This window comes from Pseudomonas sp. PS02303, from assembly GCF_029959925.1.
Classification (GTDB): domain Bacteria; phylum Pseudomonadota; class Gammaproteobacteria; order Pseudomonadales; family Pseudomonadaceae; genus Aquipseudomonas; species Aquipseudomonas mandelii.
Genome location: NZ_JASCOM010000130.1, coordinates 1 through 16807 on the forward strand (window position 1 = coordinate 1; position 16807 = coordinate 16807).

Annotated in this window: 15 protein-coding genes; 11 read left to right on the forward strand and 4 right to left on the reverse strand. The window is 61.2% G+C overall.

What is annotated here, in order from left to right; translation table 11 throughout:
- The first annotated feature begins 162 nt into the window (after positions 1 to 162).
- The 7 genes from QMX98_RS22855 (at position 163) to QMX98_RS22885 (ending at position 6898) form a co-directional block, all read left to right on the forward strand.
- The gene (locus tag QMX98_RS22855) at positions 163 to 1830 is read left to right on the forward strand and encodes an AMP-binding protein (RefSeq protein WP_102595731.1); all 1668 of its coding nucleotides are present in this window, start codon (positions 163 to 165) and stop codon (positions 1828 to 1830) included.
- Between the two features lie 31 nt (positions 1831 to 1861).
- Positions 1862 to 2305, forward strand: a complete 444-nt coding sequence (locus QMX98_RS22860) for a hotdog fold thioesterase (protein ID WP_010457067.1) — start codon at positions 1862 to 1864, stop codon at positions 2303 to 2305.
- A 172-nt stretch (positions 2306 to 2477) separates the two neighbouring features.
- Entirely contained in the window at positions 2478 to 3398 is a 921-nt protein-coding gene (locus tag QMX98_RS22865; protein ID WP_077749221.1) for an alpha/beta hydrolase, read from the forward strand.
- Positions 3395 to 4249, forward strand: a complete 855-nt coding sequence (locus QMX98_RS22870) for an alpha/beta hydrolase (protein WP_010457064.1) — start codon at positions 3395 to 3397, stop codon at positions 4247 to 4249. Before QMX98_RS22865 ends, QMX98_RS22870 begins: the two co-directional genes overlap by 4 nt.
- A gap of 50 nt (positions 4250 to 4299) precedes the next feature.
- Positions 4300 to 4959 (forward strand): glutathione S-transferase N-terminal domain-containing protein, encoded by a 660-nt coding sequence (locus QMX98_RS22875; protein WP_282411419.1) that lies wholly within the window; start codon positions 4300 to 4302, stop codon positions 4957 to 4959.
- A gap of 8 nt (positions 4960 to 4967) precedes the next feature.
- Positions 4968 to 5774 (forward strand): DUF4892 domain-containing protein, encoded by an 807-nt coding sequence (locus QMX98_RS22880; protein WP_042932656.1) that lies wholly within the window; start codon positions 4968 to 4970, stop codon positions 5772 to 5774.
- A gap of 68 nt (positions 5775 to 5842) precedes the next feature.
- The gene (locus QMX98_RS22885; protein WP_077749214.1) at positions 5843 to 6898 is read left to right on the forward strand and encodes an AI-2E family transporter; all 1056 of its coding nucleotides are present in this window, start codon (positions 5843 to 5845) and stop codon (positions 6896 to 6898) included.
- 109 nt (positions 6899 to 7007) lie between these two features.
- On the opposite strand, the gene xopAW is transcribed toward QMX98_RS22885, so the two are convergent.
- The 3 genes from xopAW to QMX98_RS22900 all read right to left on the reverse strand — a co-directional run bounded on the left by xopAW (position 7008) and on the right by QMX98_RS22900 (position 9832).
- Positions 7008 to 7862: a XopAW family type III secretion system calcium-binding effector gene (gene xopAW / locus QMX98_RS22890; RefSeq protein WP_282411420.1), complete on the reverse strand. Its 855-nt coding sequence runs from the start codon at positions 7860 to 7862 to the stop codon at positions 7008 to 7010.
- 162 nt (positions 7863 to 8024) lie between these two features.
- Complete coding sequence (locus QMX98_RS22895; protein ID WP_102595827.1) at positions 8025 to 9074, reverse strand: HAMP domain-containing sensor histidine kinase; 1050 nt, start codon at positions 9072 to 9074, stop codon at positions 8025 to 8027.
- Positions 9074 to 9832 carry a response regulator gene (locus tag QMX98_RS22900; protein WP_077749216.1) on the reverse strand — a complete coding sequence of 253 codons (759 nt, stop codon included), beginning with the start codon at positions 9830 to 9832 and terminating at the stop codon, positions 9074 to 9076. The genes QMX98_RS22895 and QMX98_RS22900 overlap by 1 nt, the downstream gene beginning before the upstream one ends.
- Positions 9833 to 10125: 293 nt before the next feature.
- Between QMX98_RS22900 and pyrF the strand changes: the two genes are divergently transcribed.
- On the forward strand, positions 10126 to 10824 hold the full coding sequence (gene pyrF, locus QMX98_RS22905; protein ID WP_167362277.1) for an orotidine-5'-phosphate decarboxylase: 699 nt from the start codon (positions 10126 to 10128) through the stop codon (positions 10822 to 10824).
- A gap of 77 nt (positions 10825 to 10901) precedes the next feature.
- Here pyrF and QMX98_RS22910 read toward each other — a convergent pair whose 3' ends face one another.
- Positions 10902 to 11906 (reverse strand): NADP-dependent oxidoreductase, encoded by a 1005-nt coding sequence (locus QMX98_RS22910; RefSeq protein ID WP_172791458.1) that lies wholly within the window; start codon positions 11904 to 11906, stop codon positions 10902 to 10904.
- A gap of 236 nt (positions 11907 to 12142) precedes the next feature.
- Here QMX98_RS22910 and QMX98_RS22915 point away from each other — a divergent pair, with 236 nt between their 5' ends.
- The 3 genes from QMX98_RS22915 to QMX98_RS22925 all read left to right on the forward strand — a co-directional run bounded on the left by QMX98_RS22915 (position 12143) and on the right by QMX98_RS22925 (position 16555).
- On the forward strand, positions 12143 to 12904 hold the full coding sequence (locus QMX98_RS22915) for an SDR family oxidoreductase (protein WP_077749218.1): 762 nt from the start codon (positions 12143 to 12145) through the stop codon (positions 12902 to 12904).
- A gap of 186 nt (positions 12905 to 13090) precedes the next feature.
- Positions 13091 to 14482 (forward strand): PLP-dependent aminotransferase family protein, encoded by a 1392-nt coding sequence (locus QMX98_RS22920; protein WP_102595826.1) that lies wholly within the window; start codon positions 13091 to 13093, stop codon positions 14480 to 14482.
- Between the two features lie 108 nt (positions 14483 to 14590).
- A complete protein-coding gene (locus QMX98_RS22925) occupies positions 14591 to 16555 on the forward strand; it encodes a methyl-accepting chemotaxis protein (protein ID WP_282411421.1) in 1965 nt (654 codons plus the stop codon).
- Positions 16556 to 16807 lie beyond the last annotated feature (252 nt).

Below are 16807 nucleotides of genomic sequence, written 5' to 3' on the forward strand. Positions count from 1 at the left end.
AGGCTTGTCCGCGAAGCTGTTGCCGTCGTTGAAAGCCCTTCGCGTGCAAGCCTCGCGCCTACAGGGGGCGGCGGTGTTCCGGGATTTTGTGTGAAATAGTCAACCAAGCAACCGCTTGGTTGACTACGCTTGCTCCAGACCAAAAATAAAGGAGCGAGTCGCATGTCTGCTGCTTTTCGTTTGCCGCTGGACGTCTTTTACGAGCGTGAAGCCCGTCATCCCCGCCAGCGTTTTCTGGTCCAACCTACCGGCGGCGGACACGTCGAGACCCTGACCTGGGCCGACGTCGGCCATCAGGCTCGCTGCGCCGCGCATTGGCTGCGCGCACGCGAACTGCCCCAAGGCAGCCACATCGCCCTGATTTCGAAAAACTGCGCGCACTGGATCATCGCCGACCTGGCAATCTGGATGGCCGGGCACGTTTCGGTGCCGTTATACCCCAACCTCACCGCCGAGTCGGTGGCGCAAGTGCTCGAACACTCGGAAGCGGCGCTGGCGTTCATCGGCAAGCTCGATGACTGGCCAGGCATGTCTCGCGGGGTCAGCCCCGATCTGCCGACCATCAGCCTGCCATTGCATCCGCCGGGTACTTTCGACTACAGCTGGGCCGATCTGCAAAAGAGCTCACCGATCCAGGACGATCCCAAGCCGTCCGCCGACCAGTTGGCGACCATCATTTACACCTCCGGCACCACCGGGGTGCCCAAAGGCGTGATGCATAGCTTCGGCAATCTGGGCTTTGCCACCACGCGCGGCACTCAGCTGTTTGGCCTCAACGAGTCGGATCGACTGCTGTCTTACCTGCCGCTGTGCCATGTCGCCGAGCGGATGTTCGTCGAGCTGGCGTCGATCTACACCGGGCAAACCGTGTTCTTTGCCGAAAGCCTCGACACCTTTCTCACCGATTTGCAGCGCGCGCGGCCGACCGCGTTGTTCGGCGTCCCGCGGATCTGGACCAAATTCCAGATGGGCGTGTACAGCAAGATTGCGGCAAAACGCCTCGACTTCCTGCTCGGCCTGCCCTTTATCGGCAAACGGGTCGGGCACAAAGTGCTCGTCGGGTTGGGGCTGGATGCGTTGCGCGTGGCGTTGTCCGGCGCCGCGCCTGTGCCGCAGACCTTGCTGTTGTGGTACCGCAAGCTTGGACTGGATGTGCTGGAGGTCTACGGCATGACCGAAAGCTGCGGTTACTCCCACATCGGCCGGCCCGGCGAGAACAAACCCGGCTGGATCGGCAAGCCTTGCCCGGAGGTTGAAGTGCGGATCGCCGATTCGGGCGAAGTCATGGTGCGCAGCGGTGCGACCATGCTTGGCTATTTCAAGGAGCCCGAGAAAACCGCAGAAACCATCACCGAGGACGGCTTCCTGCGCACCGGCGACAAGGGCGAACAAGATGCCGAAGGCAACCTGCGCCTGACCGGGCGACTGAAGGAGATCTTCAAGACCAGCAAAGGCAAATACGTCGCGCCGGCGCCGATCGAAAATCGGCTGGCGGTGCATTCGCGGATCGAACAGGTGTGCGTGGTCGGCGATGGCTTGAGTGCGCCGCTGGGGCTGTGCGTGCTCTCGGCGGTCGGTCAGCAGGACGCCGGGGGAACGGCGCGGGCAGGGTTGCATGCAAGCCTGGAAAAGCTGCTGGAGGAGGTCAATGGCGGCCTCGACAAACACGAACGCTTGCGCCAGTTGGTGGTGGTCAAGGACAGTTGGGCGGTGGAAAACGGCTTCCTGACACCGACCCTGAAGATCAAGCGCAACGTGATCGAAGCGTCTTACGGCGCTCGGTTCGAAGAATGGAGCGAGCGCAGCGAGACGGTGCTGTGGCAGGATTGAGCCACGAATAAAACCAACAAAGGAAAGCAAGATGAGTCTGTGGCGTACCATTCCCGACGTCGAGCAGTTGAACGCAATCCAGAAAAACACCATTGGCGAAGTGCTGGATATTCGCTTCGAAGCCTTTGATGACGAGTCCCTGACCGCGAGCATGGTCATCGACCACCGCACCCACCAGCCTTACGGTTTGCTGCACGGCGGCGCGTCGGTGGTGCTGGCCGAGACGGTCGGTTCCATGGCCAGTTACCTGTGCATCGATGCCAGCAAATTCTATTGCGTGGGTCTGGAAATCAACGCCAATCACTTGCGCGGATTGCGCAGCGGGCGAGTGACGGCAGTGGCCAAGCCGATTCACATTGGGCGCACGACTCATGTCTGGGATATCCGTTTGAGCAGTGACGAGGGCAAGGCCAGTTGCGTGTCGCGGTTGACCATGGCGGTCGTGCCGTTGGGCGAGAATCCACCGGCCCGCTGATTGTCGAGCGAACCACATCTTCCGGCCCGATGATTACCTGTGGCGAGGGAGCTTGCTCCCGTTGGCTGCGGCAGCAGCCCTTGCCGGCACGCCTCTCGCGGCGTGCACCGGTTTTGCGCCTGCTGCGCAGCCGAACGCGAGCAAGCTCGCTCGCCACAGGGTTCGGCGATGTCTGAATGCTCATGCCCCTGACCGGACTGTCATCATTCCTGGCACTTACAGTCATTGCCGCCGCCTCGCGTCTTACGGACAATCAACCCTTGTTTTCGCTCATGGATTTGCCGGTATGTCGCAACAGATATTTTTCGCCCACGCCAATGGCTTTCCTTCGGGCACCTACGGCAAGTTGTTCGCGGCGCTGGCGCCCGAGTACCAGGTGACGCATCTGGAACAGCACGCCCACGATCCGCGTTTTCCGGCGGACGACAATTGGCGCAACCTGGTGGATGAGCTGATCCATCACCTCAAAGAGCAACCGGAGCCGGTCTGGGGCGTCGGCCATTCCTTCGGCGGCGTGCTGCACCTGCACGCGGCGTTGCGTTGCCCTGAACTGTATCGGGGCGTGGTGATGCTCGATTCGCCGGTGCTGACCCGCGCCGATCAATGGGTGATCCGTGCGGCCAAGCGTTTCGGTTTCATCGACCGCCTGACCCCCGCCGGCCGTACATTGGGGCGCCGGGAAGAGTTCGCCGACCTGGACGCGGCACGGCTCTATTTCGCCGGCAAAACCCTGTTCCGCAGCTTTGATCCCGAGTGCTTCGACGCTTACCTGCAACACGGTTTGCAAAAAGTCGGCGACAAGCTGCGCCTGCGTTTCGACCCGGCCACGGAGATCAGCATCTACCGTGGCGTCCCGCACACCAGTCCAGGCCAGGCACGCCAGTTGAAAGTGCCGCTGGCGGTGGTGCGCGGGCACAAGAGCCGGGTGGTGATGCGTCACCATGCAAGCTCCGTCGGGCGTATGCCGCTGGGTGAGTCCCTGACCATGCCCGGTGGCCACATGTTCCCCCTCGAACGTCCGCAAGACACCGCCACGCTGCTGAAAAACCTGTTCAGCCGCTGGGAAGGTCGTCGCCAACAGGATTGCGCATGAGCCACGTCGTCGAAGAAGTTCGCCTGAGCCTGCCGCACATCGAGCTGGCCGCGCACCTGTTCGGTCCCGAAGACGGCCTGCCGGTGATCGCCCTGCACGGCTGGCTGGACAACGCCAACAGCTTCGCCCGGCTGGCACCGAAGCTCAAAGGCCTGCGCATCATCGCCCTCGACATGGCCGGTCACGGACATTCCGGGCATCGCCCGACCGGCGCCGGTTACGCGATGTGGGACTACGCTCACGACGTGCTGCAAGTCGCCGAGCAGTTGGGCCTGAAGCGTTTTGCACTGATGGGGCACTCGATGGGGGCGATCGCTTCGTTGATTATTGCCGGGTCGATGCCGGAACGTGTCACGCATCTGGCGTTGATCGACGGCATCATTCCTCCGACAGACAAAGGCGAAAATGCCGCCGAACGCATGGGCATGGCCCTGCAAGCCCAGCTGGATCTGAGGGAAAAGCGCAAACCGGTCTACAACACCCTGGATCGAGCCATTGAGGCACGCATGAAAGGCCTGGTGGCGGTCAGTCGCGAAGCCGCCGAGCTGTTGGCCCAGCGTGGACTCATGCCGGTGCCGGGCGGTTACACCTGGCGCACTGACAACCGACTCACGCTGCCATCGCCCCTGCGTCTGACAACCGAACAGGCGATGGCCTTCGTCCAGCGGGTCAGTTGCCCTGCGTTATTAGTGGTAGCAGCTGACGGCATGCTCGCCAAACATCCCGAGCTGCTGGAGCGTCTACCCTTTAGCCGTGAACAGCTGCCTGGCGGCCATCATTTGCACCTGAATGACGAACCCGGCGCCGACCTTGTCGCAGACTGTTTCAATCGGTTCTTCGCCGTTCCTTGACTTGCGCCGGGCAACTGTCGAGGCTGGGCGGGTTGAAATGGGAGACAACCATGATAGATCTCTACACCGCTGCGACCCCGAATGGCCACAAGGTCTCTATCGTGCTCGAGGAACTCGGCCTGCCCTACACGGTGCACGCCTTGAGTTTCGACAAAAAGGAACAGAAGTCACCTGACTTCCTCAAGATCAATCCCAATGGCCGGATTCCGGCCATTGTCGACCGCGCCAACGGCGATTTTGCCGTGTTCGAATCCGGCGCCATCCTGATTTACCTCGCTGAGCTGGGCGGCAAACTGCTGCCCCAGGACCCGAAGGGGCGCTCGGTCGTCCTGCAGTGGCTGATGTTCCAGATGGGTGGGATCGGGCCGATGCAGGGGCAGGCCAACGTGTTTTTCCGTTACTTTCCAGAAAAACTCCAGGGCGCCATCGACCGCTATCAACATGAAACACGTCGCCTCTATGAGGTGCTCGATACACGCCTGCAATCCGCGGAGTTTCTGGCGGGCGAGTACAGCATTGCCGACATTGCCACCTATCCGTGGGTGCGTGGCCATGAGTGGTCGGGCGTCGAGGTTGACGGTTTGCCGGCCTTGCAGCGCTGGATGGCATCCATGGAAGCGCGTCCGGCGGTCCAGCGTGGTTTGCTGGTGCCCGAGCGCTTCGATGATGCCAGTGTCGTCAAGGGTGCCCAGGCCATGCTGATCCGATGAGTCTATCCATGCGTTCATTCAGTGTGCTGGTGCTGTGTTGTTTCAGTCCCTTGTTATTTGCCGCCGATGTCCCGGGCAGTCAGGACTTGCCGATCGTGCCGCGCATGGCCGACGCGCAGATCGTCGACTATCGCCCCGGCGTTGAGCTCGAGCGGATTTATCCGCTGGGTTCGATTCGTAAGATCAGCGGCCAGTTGCGCTTCGATGGTCAGGTCAGCGCCCGGGGAACGGCGACATCGGTGACCTATGAGTTGCCGCCGGAGCATTCGTCAACCGACGCCTTCACTGCCGCGCGTGAAGCGTTGCAAGAGCAGGGTGCCGGCTTGCTGTTCTGGTGTCAGGCACGTGATTGCGGTGAAAGCAGCCTCTGGGCCAATGAGGTCTTTGGCAACGCCAAGTTGTACGGTGCCGACGATCAACAGGCGTACTTGCTCTTGCGTCTCGCGGCGCCCCGGGACAATACGTTGGTGGCGCTTTACAGCATCACTCGCGGCAATCGCAAAGCCTACCTGCACGTCGAGCAGTTCGACGCTGCCGCGCCGCTGGGTGATTTGCTGCCGACGTCGGCGACCTTGCTGCGAGAGCTGAAAAGTACGGGCGAACTCGATTTCCCCACATTGAGCGCCGATCCTGATGCCACCTGGCTGCGCCTCATTTCTCGCGGCTTGAACCTCGACACCACCTTGCGGGTCAGTGTTTCCGGGCCAAACGCCGAAGCGTGGCGCCAGGCGCTGATCGGGCAGGGCGTGCGGGCGGCGCGAATGGAAGCCGGCAGTGCCAAAAGCCCTGGCCTGCACATCGAACTGTTGCGATAAGCTTCATCAGGCAAACGCGGCTGGCGCGTTTGCCTGCTCTTTGTTGACTGATTTTTTCGAGAACCTACATGCTCAATAACGATCGGCTGTTGGTGCAGATCCTGCTCCTGGTGCTGTTTGGCGCGAGCCTCTGGGTGATGGCGCCGTTCTGGTCGGCCTTGTTCTGGGGCGCGGTGCTGGCGTTCGCCAGTTGGCCGCTGATGCGGTTGTTGACCCGCTGGCTCAACGGCCGGGAATCCCTGGCCGCGCTGGTGCTGACACTGGGCTGGATGTTGCTGGTGGCGGTGCCGCTGGTCTGGCTCGGGTTCAACCTGGCGGATCACGTGCGTGATGCCACTGCGTTCATCAAGGATGTGCAGATGGACGGTTTGCCCGAAGCACCGACCTGGCTGGGCGGCGTTCCTTTGGTGGGCGAGCGGTTGATGGTGATCTGGAACAGCATCGATGAGCAAGGCGCGGCGATGATGGTGGCGGTCAAACCGTATCTGGGTCAGGTCGGCAACTGGCTGCTGGCACGCAGTGCGCAGATTGGCGGCGGGATTCTCGAGCTGACATTGAGCATTGTGTTCGTGTTCTTTTTCTACCGTGACGGGCCGCGGCTGGCGGCGTTTGTCCATGGGCTGCTGGAGCGCCTGATCGGTGATCGCGCCGGGTACTACATCGAACTCGTGGCCGGGACGGTGCAGCGGGTGGTGAACGGGGTGATCGGCACAGCAGCGGCGCAGGCGGTCCTGGCGTTGATCGGGTTCCTGATTGCCGGGGTGCCCGGGGCGTTGGTGCTGGGCATCGTGACGTTCATGCTCAGTCTGATTCCGATGGGGCCACCGTTGGTGTGGATTCCGGCCACCGCGTGGCTGGCCTGGAAGGGTGAGTACGGGATGGCGGTGTTCCTCGGCTGCTGGGGCACGTTCATCATCAGCGGCGTCGACAACGTGCTGAAGCCGTACCTGATCAGCCGGGGCGGGAATCTGCCATTGGTGATCGTGTTGCTCGGCGTGTTTGGCGGGTTGATTGCGTTCGGGTTCATCGGGCTGTTCATCGGGCCTACGTTGCTGGCGGTTGCGTACAGTCTGTTGACGGACTGGAGCAAGAGTCATGCGCGGGTAGACGATCGCCGGCCCTGAGATTTTCGGCGGGGCTGAGGGCCTCATCGCGAGCAGGCTCGCTCCCACAGGGGATTTGTGAAGGGCGCAGATCCACTGTGGGAACGGGCTTGCTCGCGAAGCTTTTGACTCAGGTCGATACGTTCAAGTATTTGCCCACGCTCGCCACGTTATCGAGCGAATACTGCTTGCTCAGGTTGGCGATCATTTTGTTCAGCGCTTCATTGACGTTGAATTGAGCGGTGGAGTTGTCGCTGGTTTTCTCGCGACCTGCTTGCAGCGCCGCGTTCAGTTCATCGCTGCTGACCTCACCGCTGCCGTCACTGTCCAACTCCTTGAGCAACGCAGCGCTGGTGTCGGTGCTGGTCGATGAGGTGCTGTTGCTGGCCTGCAGCACGCTGCTCAGTTCGGTGGCGGTCACGCTGCCATCGCTGTCCGTATCCAGCTGGCTGAACAATTCTTCGCTGGACACCTGCTGCTGCGGTGGCGGTGGCGGCGGGGTCAGGCTGGCGGCGAGTTCGTCCTTGCTGACGGTGCCGTCCTGGTTCTTGTCCAGGGCCGAGAATATTTCTGTACTGTCGGCACTGCTGCCAGCGTTGTTCAGACCGTTGCTCAATTCGTCGCTGCTGATCGCGCCGTCACCGTCGGCGTCCAGGGCGCTGACGAGCGCGTCGGCCAGTTCGGTGTTGGGTGCCTGGTCATGCGGCGGTGGTGGCGGCGGTGCCATTGCCGCCATTTCCTCGCTGCTCAAGCTGCCGCTGTCGTCACTGTCCAGATCACCAAAGTTTTTGCTCAGGCTGACCAGCAGGCCGTCATCGGTTTTCTGCGACAGGGCACTTTCAAGTTCGCCCTGATCCACCGCGCCGTCGCTGTTGCTGTCGAGCTTGGCGAACAGTTCTTTCTGGAATTGCTGGCTGCGGGCGCTGTTGGTCGAGGTGCTGCTGGTGCTGGTATAGCTCGTGTAGTTGCTGACACTACCAATCATTGGACTCACTCCCTGGAATGGAAAACCGGTGGGTGCACCGGCTTATGCAGCGTCAAGGGGCAAGGTGTCGTGGGTGTGTGAGGTTTGTACCGATTGGTACACACAAGTCTCAGGCCAGGCTCGGATCATGTAGGCGTGAGCCTGCAGGAATTGGTGTGTGGTTCAGGCGCGGGGCAGGCGTATGACGGCGGTGAGACCGCCGCCGGGTGTTTCTTCCAGGCTCAACTGCCCACCCAGTCGTTCCGCCGCCTCGCGAGCGATGGTCATACCGAGCCCGACGCCGCCCGAATTGCGATTACGCGAACCTTCCAGCCGAAAGAACGGCTCGAACACCGCTTCACGTTTGTCCGCCGCAATACCCGGGCCGTGGTCGATGACGCGGATCACCAGTTGCTCACGGTTGTCTTCGAGCGTGATCCGCGCGTGCCCGGCATAGCGCAGGGCGTTGTCCAGCAGATTATTGATGCACGAGCGCAACGCCATCGGCTGCACTTGCAGCGGCGCGCAGTGGCCGCTGGCCTGAACATCTGCCCCCTGGTCCTGGGCGTTTTCGCTCAAGGATTCCACCAGCGCCTGCACGTCCATCCATTGCCCGGCTTCGCTGGTGCGCTGCTCGTGCAAATAGGTGAGGGTGGCATCGAGCATGCTGATCATGTCGTCCAAGTCCTGGCGCATCTGGCCCTGCAGCTTGTGGTCTTCGATCTGCTCCAGCCGCAGCTTGAGGCGAGAGAGCGGCGTGCGCAGGTCGTGGGACACCGCGCCGAGCATCCGTGAGCGCTGCTGCACCTGTTCGATAATGCGTTTCTGCATCAAATTGAAGGTGTAGGCCGCTTGCCGGGCTTCCCGTGGGCCGGATTCATCCAGCGGCGGGCTGTCGAGGTTTTCGCTCAAGCGTTCGGCGGCGTCGCTCAGCCGCTGGATCGGCCGGCTGAGCAGTTTGGCGCCGTACCAGGCGGCAATGATCAGCGTGACAAACTGGAACGTCAGCGGCACCAACGGGCCGCCGAACCACGGCCGCGGTGGCCGGTTTTCGAAGCGCGGGTCCATCGGCGGGCGCTGTCCGCCCATGCCTTCGGAAAATGCCGGCGGCGGTGGAGGCGGGGGAGGACCGTAATGGTGAAACCAGGCAAACGCCAACAGGTGCGCCAGGATGATCGCCAGCAGCAGCACGCCAAACAGGCGGCCGAACAGCGTATCGAAGCGCGCCCGCATCAGCCGATGTCTCGTGCGTCGAACAGATAACCCTCACCGCGAACGGTCTTGATCAACTGCGGGGCTTTCGGGTCATCACCGAGCTTCTGGCGCAGGCGCGAGACCAGCAAGTCGATGCTGCGATCAAACGCTTCGATGGAACGACCACGGGCAGCGTCCAGCAGTTGTTCACGGCTGAGCACCCGGCGCGGACGCTCAATGAACACCCACAGCAGGCGGAATTCGGCGTTGGACAGCGGCACCACCAAACCGTCGGCGGCGATCAATTGCCGCAGCACGCTGTTCAGGCGCCAGTTGTCGAAGCGAATATTCGCACGCTGTTCGGTGCGATCGTCGCGCACCCGACGCAGAATGGTCTGAATCCGCGCGACCAGTTCCCTTGGTTCGAAGGGCTTGGCCATGTAGTCGTCGGCGCCCAGTTCCAGGCCGATGATCCGGTCGGTGGGTTCGCAGCGTGCGGTGAGCATCAGGATCGGAATGTCCGATTCGGCGCGCAGCCAGCGGCACAGGGACAACCCGTCTTCACCGGGCAGCATCAGGTCGAGCACCACCACGTCGAAATGCTCCGCTTGCAACGCCAGGCGCATGGCAGCGCCATCGGTGACGCCGCTGGCGTGAATGTTGAACCGGGCCAGGTAGTCGATCATCAGTTCGCGGATCGGGACGTCATCGTCGACGATCAGGGCGCGAATGCTCCAGCGTTTGTCGTCAGCGGGTGCTTTTTGATCGTCGTTCAGAGGTGCTGGGGTGCTGTGCATGCGTGCGTTCATCTGCCAGGTAGGCTGCCAACCACAAAGATGGGCTGCGAGGTTGTGGTTCCAGCATAGGCGTCCGGCCCGGAGGCGGGAAGTGCTGTAAGGACGTGTTGCGGCTGCCGAGGGTAGCGAGGAAGGGTGTAGTGGGCGTGTCGTGTGTGTATCGAACTCGACACAATCGGCGCAGGGACTAGTCTTGCTGGAGTCTTCGGGACGATTTACCGATCATCGGGTCCCGCAGTGGCGCTGGTTCCGCTACAATGCGCGCCGATTTCGTCCTGCCTGAGAGCCCGCACATGTCCGTCTGCCAGACTCCTATCATCGTCGCCCTGGATTTCCCCACCCGTGACGCCGCACTGAAGCTGGCCGACCAGTTGGACCCTAAACTGTGCCGGGTCAAAGTCGGTAAGGAGCTGTTCACCAGCTGCGCCTCGGAAATCGTCGGCACCTTGCGTGACAAGGGCTTTGAAGTGTTCCTGGACCTCAAGTTCCACGACATCCCGAACACCACCGCGATGGCGGTTAAAGCCGCGGCGGAAATGGGCGTGTGGATGGTCAACGTTCATTGCTCCGGCGGTCTGCGCATGATGGCCGCCTGCCGTGAAGTGCTGGATCAGCGTACCGGCCCCAAACCGCTGTTGATCGGCGTGACCGTGCTGACCAGCATGGAACGTGAGGATCTGGCGGGTATCGGCCTGGACATCGAGCCGCAGGAACAGGTGCTGCGTCTGGCGGCACTGGCAGAAAAAGCCGGAATGGACGGTCTGGTGTGCTCGGCTCTGGAAGCCCGCGCCCTGAAATCGGCGCACCCGACGCTGCAACTGGTGACCCCGGGGATTCGCCCGGCGGGCAGCGCCCAGGACGATCAGCGCCGTATCCTGACCCCGCGTCAGGCGCTGGATGCCGGTTCCGATTACCTGGTCATTGGCCGTCCGATCAGCCAGGCGGCGGATCCAGCGAAGGCGTTGGCCGAAGTTGTAGCCGAAATCGCCTGATCAAACACCGAAGATCAAAAATGTGGGAGTGAGCAGGCTCGCTCCCACATTGGTTTTGGGGTGAATCAACTGTTGGGTTAAACCTTCAACACCAACTTCCCGAAATTCTCGCCGATGAACAACTTCATCAGCGTCTCCGGGAAGGTCTCCAGTCCTTCAACAATGTCTTCCTTGCTCTTGAGCTGCCCCTTGGCCATCCAGCCGGCCATTTCCTGCCCGGCGGCGGCGAACTGAGCAGCGTAGTCCATCACCACGAAGCCTTCCATTCGCGCGCGGTTGACCAGCAACGACAGGTAGTTGGCCGGGCCCTTGACCGCTTCCTTGTTGTTGTACTGGCTGATGGCGCCACAAATCACCACGCGCGCCTTCATGGCCAGGCGACCCAGCACCGCGTCGAGAATATCGCCGCCGACGTTATCGAAATACACGTCGACACCTTTTGGACATTCACGCTTAAGGCCGGCATGCACGTCTTCGTTCTTGTAGTCGATTACGCCGTCAAACCCCAGTTCGTCGATCAGGAATTTGCACTTGTCCGCGCCGCCCGCGATGCCGATCACGCGGCAGCCTTTGATCTTGGCGATCTGCCCGGCAATGCTGCCCACCGCACCGGCCGCGCCGGAGAGCACCACGGTGTCACCTTCCTTCGGTGCGCCGACATCAAGCAACGCGAAGTAGGCGGTCATCCCGGTCATGCCCAGCGCGGACAGGTAACGGGGCAGCGGTGCCAGTTTCGGATCGACTTTGTAGAAACCTCGTGGCTCGCCGAGGAAATAATCCTGTACGCCCAAGGCTCCGTTGACGTAGTCCCCGACCGCAAATCCAGGATTGTTCGAGGCAACGACTTTGCCTACACCCAATGCGCGCATGACTTCGCCGATACCGACCGGCGGAATGTAGGACTTGCCCTCGTTCATCCAGCCACGCATGGCCGGGTCCAGGGACAGGTATTCGTTTTTGACCAGGATCTGACCCGCAGCCGGTTCGCCGACTGGCACTTCTTGATAGGTAAAGGTCTCGCGGGTAGCCGCGCCCACCGGACGTTTGGCGAGCAGGAACTGGCGATTGGTCTGGGTAGTCATGACAGGCACTCAAGATGAATGAAGCCTTGTTGATAGACCTTCATGATCGATGCCGCAAGTTTGGCTGATGCGGCGAATGCACGTCGATCCAGTGCAGTGATAGTCGATGCCGCAGTTCTATCACTGCCACTCATGGTCACTCAACCGGGCTTCTGATAGTGCTGCCGTGTCCCATGCCCCTGTGGCTAGACTGGAAACACACGATCCCCCGCATTCTTCTCTTTGAGGGCATAACAATGAGCATGACGTTTTCCGGCCAGGTTGCCGTGGTGACCGGCGCTGCCAACGGTATTGGCCGCGCGACCGCCCAGGCATTCGCCGCTGAAGGGTTGAAAGTGGTGGTGGCCGACATGGACACGGCCGGCGGCGAAGGCACTGTGGCGCTGATTCGTACAGCGGGCGGCGAAGCGACCTTCGTGCGCTGCAACGTCACGCTGGAAAGCGATGTAAAAAATCTGATGGACGAAGTGGTGAATACCTACGGCCGTCTGGACTACGCCTTCAACAATGCCGGCATCGAGATCGAGAAAGGCAAACTGGCTGAAGGCACCCTTGATGAGTTCGACGCGATCATGGGCGTCAACGTCAAAGGCGTCTGGCTGTGCATGAAGTACCAGTTGCCGTTGCTGCTGGCCCAGGGCGGCGGCGCGATCGTCAACACCGCTTCGGTGGCGGGCCTTGGTGCGGCGCCGAAGATGAGCATTTACGCGGCGTCGAAACACGCGGTGATCGGCCTGACCAAGTCGGCGGCGATCGAATACGCCAAGAAAAAGATTCGCGTAAACGCGGTATGCCCGGCGGTGATCGACACCGACATGTTCCGTCGCGCCTATGAAGCGGACCCGAAGAAGGGCGAGTTCGCCAACGCCATGCACCCGGTCGGCCGCATCGGCAAGGTCGAGGAAATCGCCAGTGCCGTGCTGTATCTGTGCAGCGACGGCGCGGCGTTCACCACCGGTCACTCGCTGGCAGTGGACGGTGGTGTCACGGCGTTCTGACCCATCAAGACCTGCCTCGTAGGAAAAGGCCCGCACACGTGCGGGCTTTTTCATGGTGTCGCGAAGGGCGGCGGACAATGTGTTTCAAATGGTTAGAACCGAGGGTTTTGGCGGCGTTGTCGCACATCCGATCCTGCGCACCTGTGATTAACTGCTCCCCGCAAATGGACAGGAGTTTGCTTGCTCATGGAATTGAGAATCGATCGACAGGCATTGGTGCCGGTCGTACAGCAAATCGTCGATGGGTTGGCCGTCTGGCTCCGTCAGAGCGAGGTGCAGCCAGGGACGCGTTTACCTTCTGCGCGGCACATCGCGCGGGTCAATCTGCTCAGTCAGTCCAGCGTCGTCGAAGCCTGTGAGCGGCTGGTGACTCAAGGTGTGCTGGCGCCGCGTCATGGCGCCGGTTTCATTGTCGCCACGCCAACGCTGGTCGCCCAGGGGCAACAGGATTGCCTCTGGTTCGAAGGGGCGGAACTGAAACAGGGCGGCTGCTCGGGCGAACTTAAGCTGGGCTGTGGCGGGTTGCCGGAGAGCTGGCGCGAAACTGACGACCTGAGCTACGCGATTCGTCAGGTCAGCCGTACCGACATGGCCGGGTTGTTCAACTACAGCACTTCCCGAGGCCTGCCTGCCTTGCGTCTGCAAATTCTCAAACGCCTTGGACGGCTCGGTATCGAAGTGGATGAAAACCGTATCCTGACCACCGCAGGTGCCAGTCAGGGGCTCGACCTGATCGTGCGCACCTTGCTCAAGCCGGGAGATTGCGTGGTGGTGGAAAGTCCGGGGTATCCACTGTTGTTTGACCTGCTCAGGCTGCACGGTGTGACGATGATCGAGGTGCCTCGTACCCCGCGCGGGCCCGACACGGAGCAACTGCAATTACTATTGTTAAAGCACCGGCCCCGCGCGCTATTCATCAACAGTTTCTACCACAACCCGACGGGCAGTTGCCTGACGCCTGCGATGGCGCAGCAGGTTTTGCAATTGACCAAGACCCATGGCGTGCTGGTGATTGAAGATGACGTCTATGCGGATTTGCACTACGGCCCCGGCACGCGCCTCGCTGCATTGGGGGGGGATGACAACGTGATCTACGTTGGCAGTTACTCTAAAACCCTCAGCAGTTCATTGCGGGTCGGCTTTGTCGTGGCCAGCGAAGGGGTCATATCGCGATTGGCCGAGGTCAAGATGATCAGCAGCATGGGCGCCTCAAGTTTCTGCGAGTCGGTGCTGACTTGCCTGTTGGCCAGCGGCGCGTACCGCAAACTGGTACAGCGTCAGCGCCAGCGTTTGAATACGGACAGAGAGGCGGCCTTGCAAGTGCTCGAAGACGCCGAGTGGGAGGTTTTCGGCAAGCCGGCTGGTGGCCTGTTTATCTGGGCGCGATCGCGGATGTCCGACTACGCTCAGGTGCGCAAACAGGCCCGGCGCTGCGGTGTGCTGCTGTCTTCTGCCACGGCCTTCAGTCCTGACGGCCAGGCGAAAGATTGGCAGCGCATCAACGTCGCTTACGCCTGCGATCCTCGTGCCCGGGCATTTTTTCAGGCGACCGCTGCGAATCGACCTAAAGCGTTCTGAAAACGACGTGGACGTAGCTTTTTGCCATTATTCCGACGCCAGAGACTTGTGCTGGCCCATGCCCATTGCGAATCTGCGTCAACAGACTATGTCAGGGGACTAAGTGCAATGATTTCGGCCGTGCAAGGACGTTTTGCCAACCTCGGTATGGCAAAAAAAATGGGTGTCGGGTTTGTCTTGGTGCTGCTGTTGACGGCCCTGGTGGCAGCCATCGGCGTTTGGTCCCTGCAAACCATCAGTCAACGCTTCGACGGGCTCAAGCAGATGTCGTCGCTCAACAGCGGTTTGCTCAAGGTGCGACTGCTTGAGCAGGAATACGCCTTGCACGGCAACCCGAAAACTGCGGATGCCCTGCGCCAGGGGGTTGATGGCCTGATCGCCTTGGCGACGCAGCTCAAGGCTGCTTCAGCGGCCAACGTGCCAGTGATGAATGACGTCGAGCAGTCCCTGGCGGCTTATCGCAAGGCCTTCGACGAATTCGTCTCGCTGAGTCAGGCCAAGGACCTGGCCCTGGAAATGGCCAGTTGGTCGGTGTCCAGCGTGGCCAATAATCTGGATGTCCTGCAAGCCGGGCTTGCCGACGATGGCGCCTATACCTTGAAGGAGTCCGAAGGCAAGGACGGTGGGCAGTTCATCGAGCAAGCCAATCAGGTCAGCCAGGTGTCGCGGTTGATGCTGCAGGCCATGAACGAAGCACGTGTGCGTCTGGATCAGAGCCGCAAGGGCGATGACAGCGCAGCTCAGGGCAAGATCGAGCAGGCCGATCAGGCGCAGGTTCAGGCCGAGCAGTTGAAAACCACAGTCAAGGATGAGGGCTATCAGACTGTCCTCAATGAAGTGGCGGGTCACATCACCAGTTTCAGCGAGAAACTGACCGAATACACCGGTCTGTTAGCCCAGGAAAAAACCGTCTATGAGCAACTGCACCAGCGTGCTGCGCAGGTGGTGGAGCGGGTCGATCAGGCGTATGTCGCCGAAGACCAGTCGATGCAGGCCGAATTGAAAAAGAACTCGATGCTGATCATCGGCTCCTCGGCCCTGGCGTTGCTGGTCGGGTTGATCGCGGCGTGGGTCATTACCCGATTGATCGTGGCGCCGCTGCGCAGTGTGATTGGTGTTGCGCAGCAGATCGCCGCGGGTGATTTGAGTGCGACAGTTGAAGTGACGCGCCGTGACGAAATCGGCCAGTTGATGCAGGCCATGCAACAGATGGGGGCGGGGCTGAGCACCATCGTCAGCGGTTTGCAGGCCGGTATCGAGCAGTTGGCGAGTTCGGCGCAATCCTTGTCGGCGGTGACCGAGCAGACCAACCTGGAGGTCAGCAGCCAGAAGGAAGAAACCGAGCAGGTCGCCACGGCGATGAATCAGATGACGGCGACGGTGCACGATGTGGCGCGTAACGCGGAGGAAGCCGCTCAGGCTGCGCAAACGGCGGACGGTAAGGTGGAAAGTGGCCAGCAGGTGGTGCGCCAAAGCATGGCGCGGATCGAGCAGCTGGCGGATTCGGCGACGTCGGCCAGTTCGAGCATCGAAAGCCTGAGTGCAGAAATCCAGAACATCGGCACGGTGCTCAGTGTGATCAAGAGTGTCGCCGAGCAAACCAACCTGTTGGCGCTCAATGCGGCGATCGAGGCAGCACGGGCCGGCGAGCAGGGCAGGGGGTTTGCGGTTGTGGCGGATGAGGTTCGGGCGTTGGCCAAGCGCACTCAGCAATCGACCGAGGAGATTGAGCGTCTGGTGAGCGCCTTGCGTTCGGCGGCGCAGTCGTCGGTGCAGCAGATTCAGAACAGTGGTGAGCTGGTGAAGCTGGCGGTGAGTGACGCGTTGCAGACTGAGAGTGCGCTGGGAAGTATTGCGGCGGCGGTGTCGTTGATTCAGCAGATGAACCAGCAGATTGCGGCGGCCGCCGAGGAGCAGAGTTCGGTGGCCGAGGAGATTAATCGCAGTGTGACGAGTATTCGTGCGAGTGCGGATCAGTCTTCGTTGGCGATGCGGGGGAATGCGGCGTCGAGCATTGAATTGGCGCAGTTGGGGGTTGAGTTGAAGGGGATGGTCGGACACTTCCGGCTCTGATTTGTCTCCCTGCGTATGTGCACAGATCTAATGTGGGAGTGAGCCTGCTCGCGATGGCGGCCTGATAGCCGACCATGCTGCTGTTGACCGGGTGTATATCCATTCCTGCGGTAACGGCCACTTATGGTTTCGCCCTTACGGCGAGTCCCTTTTGTCAAACGCCACAAAAGGAACCAAAAAGTCTCGCCCCAAGCGTCCGGCCCCTCGCTAAGGCTCGGCGTTCCTTCGCTCCGGTATCCATCCGGGGACACT